3 protein-coding genes are annotated in these 3,766 nt (G+C 39.5%); 2 read left to right on the top strand and 1 reads right to left on the bottom strand.

The genetic code is table 11. The features are described from left to right. Positions 1-754 precede the first annotated feature (754 nt). Positions 755-1,387, top strand: coding sequence for a hypothetical protein (locus tag H5201_RS22155; RefSeq protein ID WP_182785416.1), 633 nt, complete (start codon positions 755-757; stop codon positions 1,385-1,387). Positions 1,388-1,868: 481 nt separating this feature from the next. On the opposite strand, the gene H5201_RS22150 is transcribed toward H5201_RS22155, so the two are convergent. Then, positions 1,869-2,912: an IS110 family transposase gene (locus tag H5201_RS22150; protein ID WP_182785415.1), complete on the bottom strand. Its 1,044-nt coding sequence runs from the start codon at positions 2,910-2,912 to the stop codon at positions 1,869-1,871. 224 nt (positions 2,913-3,136) lie between these two features. Here H5201_RS22150 and H5201_RS22145 point away from each other — a divergent pair, with 224 nt between their 5' ends. After that, positions 3,137-3,469 (top strand): ribonuclease E inhibitor RraB, encoded by a 333-nt coding sequence (locus H5201_RS22145; protein ID WP_182762811.1) that lies wholly within the window; start codon positions 3,137-3,139, stop codon positions 3,467-3,469. The last annotated feature ends 297 nt before the right edge of the window (positions 3,470-3,766 follow it).

Below are 3,766 nucleotides of genomic sequence, written 5' to 3'. Positions count from 1 at the left end.
GAAGCTTTTTAAGTTGAGCGTAATTTAAGTTGGTAATGTGATGTAGTATATTTTGAAACTGCTTGGAAGCCATATTGCACCTGCCGTTGTTGGGTTTCAGTACATTAACTATAGTTCACCAACACTGAAAGACAACATAGCCTTATTTGTACAGTATTTGGTGTTTTGTCCAATAACATTATTAAAAGTCGTTTTGGTGTATTTTAACAATAGTCATTTTATAGCCTACGTAATTACTTGTTTACATTAAACTTATTTAGTGGAATTATTAAGCAATGTAATATACGCCGTTTTGGGGTGTGATAACCCACCAAAGTGGTGTTCAATAAGCTGTTATGTGGCTTAAATACGTCTGCGGTACTTAATAATGAGTTCATCAAGAATTTGTGTGCATTGTGATAAGCCCGTGGAGAAATACTCGGAAGATTATGAGGTTTTCGAAAAGATGCATTGGCTATGTTTTCATTTAGTCTTCGAGCATGAAGGTGATCCTGATGTAACGTGCAATGACCCAGCTTGCCCTTGGTGGCATATAGAAGTTATGCGCAATAAACTGTCTGAATTAGGTGTTAGTCCTGATAGTGTAATCACAGAGGCAGTAAACAAAAAATGGAATCTATGAATCCGGCACATAACAAAGCAAGGCAATCTGACGTCTTACTCTCCACTTGTTTTTATGCGGTAAAATACTCGCATAAAAACAAGTTCCGTTTCATCCGCAGTTACTTGCGGCGTTAGGCAATTAGGAGTAAAAATGCAGAAATCCGATCAAGTGTCGTTGTATTTTTTGTCTGACTTAGAGAAGTTTAGGATCTTTGTCGAGCTATCAGAACGCCATTGGCGTGAAGAATTAACTACGTACAACGAATCTGATATAGAAATGAACGAGTCTGTTTGTTGGGATAGGTACAAGTATCGCAATGATTTAGGTGCGCATTTCCAAGAAGTATTTCCTCAATACCAGAAACAATCGTTTTTGCTTATGTTGGTATCGCTTTTTGAAGATTATCTTAATCAACTGTGCCACAGCTTTTATTTTGAAAAAGGTTTAAATTGTACTTTAAAAGATTGCAGTGGCTCAGGTATTGAGCGAGCAAAAAACTATCTACGTAAAGTCGCCAAAATTGAAGTACCTACTGGCACTGCCTCTTGGGGTAAAGTCGTCGAAGCAAGGGATATCAGGAACATCATTGCTCACAATGCTGGGCACTTAGACGAGGAGCTGCATAGTAAGCAATTTAGAATTGTTGCCAAAAACCTCAATTTAAATTCACATCAATTTGCTAGAGTCCACCTTGAAGTTACACAAGTGTATATCTTTGAAATTATTGACGCTATGACTAGTGTCGTTAATGAGCTCTGGCGTGAAACGACGGAAAATGCCTAACACATATGAGCCTAAACTCTGTCAATAGGCACTAGTATTCTTTTTGACCATTTTTATAAATGGACGGTCAATTCTAAATCAATAAACAAATTCGTTTACTTCGTCTGTCGATGCGGCTGTTAAGCAAGTTGCTTACGGCAAACACATATAGAGGCTCTCTTATTGCGATCTCATCGCAGCCTACTTTTTTCCATATCCTTATGGATTTGTAGGGGCACTAGACATTCATCGGTTAACCTAATCATGGCACTATTCAAGGCGGCTGGTTTCATCATGGTGATCCAGTTAGTTTCAGGCTCAAGTCAGGTGTAAGCGACTTTGTTTATTGTATTAATGCACGCGTACTGAGCATCTAATCAAGGCAAGTGGCTTAGGTCTGTAGGCATATAATCAGGTTAAACCTTACTGGTCATTAACTCACCCAATTGATTGATGCTCAGCCTTATATCCAGTTAGATGTTCAGCTCACTCAGTACCGTGACTAACTCTTTAAGAATTTTGCTTCATCGAATACCGTCTCTTTTTTAAGCATAAAATAAACACAGCGACCAAGCTTATGCGCAAGCGCTGACAGTGCTTTGGCTTTGCTCATTCGCTTTTGTAGTTTTTCAAGGTATTTGTTGGCGTTGTGATTGTGACGCAGCAGTAATACGGCAGCTTCCGAGAACGCCCATTTTAGATGTGCATTGCCAATTTTATTACCTTGGGTGCCATAGGTTTTGCCAGCAGACTCCGCTTTGCATTTGACCAACCGACTGTATGAAGCGAATTTTTGTACGCTTGAAAAGCGATTGATGTCACCAATTTCGTAAATGATAGTGAGTGCGAGAATGCGGCCTATACCATTAATTGTTTGCAAAATATTAAGGTGAACAGGGTTGTGTTGTTTAGCCATTTGTTCAATGTAATGCTCTAAAGGTTTAAGCTCCTTATGATAGCAATCGAGTATAGCCATGTTTAAATTAATAGAGCGTTGTACAACGGGATCAGGAAAGTAATAGCGCATTTTTTCTCTGTCGCAGACGTTTTTTAAATTGACATTATGGGCAGGTAAATTGTACTGGCTGGCAGTATTGGCGACATGGGCTTTTAAATCAGCGCCATGACGGACGATTTTAGTTCTGCGCCGTAATAAGTCGCGTGTAGCACGCATATCTTTGTCATACACATAAGCAAGTGGGAAATTACCACCACGGATGAGTTTGGCAATTTTATGTGAATCTATTTTATCGTTTTTAGCTTTACCGCCATGAATCGCCTTCATGTATAGCGCATGACCAAGAATAAAGTCGATAGTGTGTTCTTTGCAAAAATCAGCGACCCAATACCAACAGTGCATGCACTCTACGCCAACCACAATGTCACCGATATACGGCTTAAGTAGTTTTAGTAGCGCTTCAAGGTCATCTTTAATTTTCTTGTGAACAAGGATAAGTCCTGTATTATCAATGATACAGACGTAAAGTAATCGCGCGTGTAAATCGATACCACAATAATACGGATGCATGTTATTGTAAAAGTTCAATGAGCTTTCTCCTATAAAGGTTAGTTGCCTTTTCAGCGTAGCGAATAATCGCGATGCTGGGGAGGAGGCTCAATGAGTATCAAGGCGCTAAAGACGGACTAACAAACGCTTGGCATTTTTAGCTTGGTTTAGTTATGTGTTTAAGGTGTTTTAATTGAGTGAAGTGGCAGGTTTGTTAGCCACTTAGCTAGTCGTTATGAATCCCTCAGATTCGAGAGAGAAAAATGTATCCGGATGATGTGAATGGTGATGTATTCAGAAGATTGGAGGAAGATGATTTCGATTTCTCTATCGAGCATCCAGTCGATTTCTATGCTATCTATGCCACCGAAGAAGAAGCTGATCTCGTTGCAAGGCAGTACGCAACTGATTGGAAGAGCGGACAAAAATTTAAAAATATCGAAACAAGGCCAAGCGATAAAGGTGGTATGGAGTTAGAGTTAGTCCCAATCATGATGGTTACATATGACAATATCATTGCCTTTGAAAATAAACTGGCCGAGCGTACATCAAAGGTGAACGGGTATTTGGATGGCTGGGGCGTTTTAAATGGCTAAATTCATAACGAAGCCAAGCACATTCGTGCAATGCAAAAAGCGCATTGCACTGGACCTCGCTACGCTCGGCCTGTGTTGGCGGCGTTATGTGGTTCTCGAGTTTGGTGGTATTAATTATGAGTAAAAATAAAAGTCTATATCCAGAGATTTTATTCCATTTCTGCAGTCGAGATGTAATGGTCTAATGAAACTGGACAGGTTTATAGCGTAAAATGAGCTAAACCCAAAAGGTATCACTATGACCAGAAAATCAAAAGTAACACTCAGTGCACAACAAAAACTTGAATATGCCAAATT

It is taken from the genome of Pseudoalteromonas sp. SG43-6 (genome assembly GCF_014164365.1).
In the GTDB taxonomy this organism is placed as follows: Bacteria; Pseudomonadota; Gammaproteobacteria; order Enterobacterales; family Alteromonadaceae; genus Pseudoalteromonas; species Pseudoalteromonas rhizosphaerae.
This window is presented reverse-complemented; position numbering and strand designations above follow the sequence as displayed.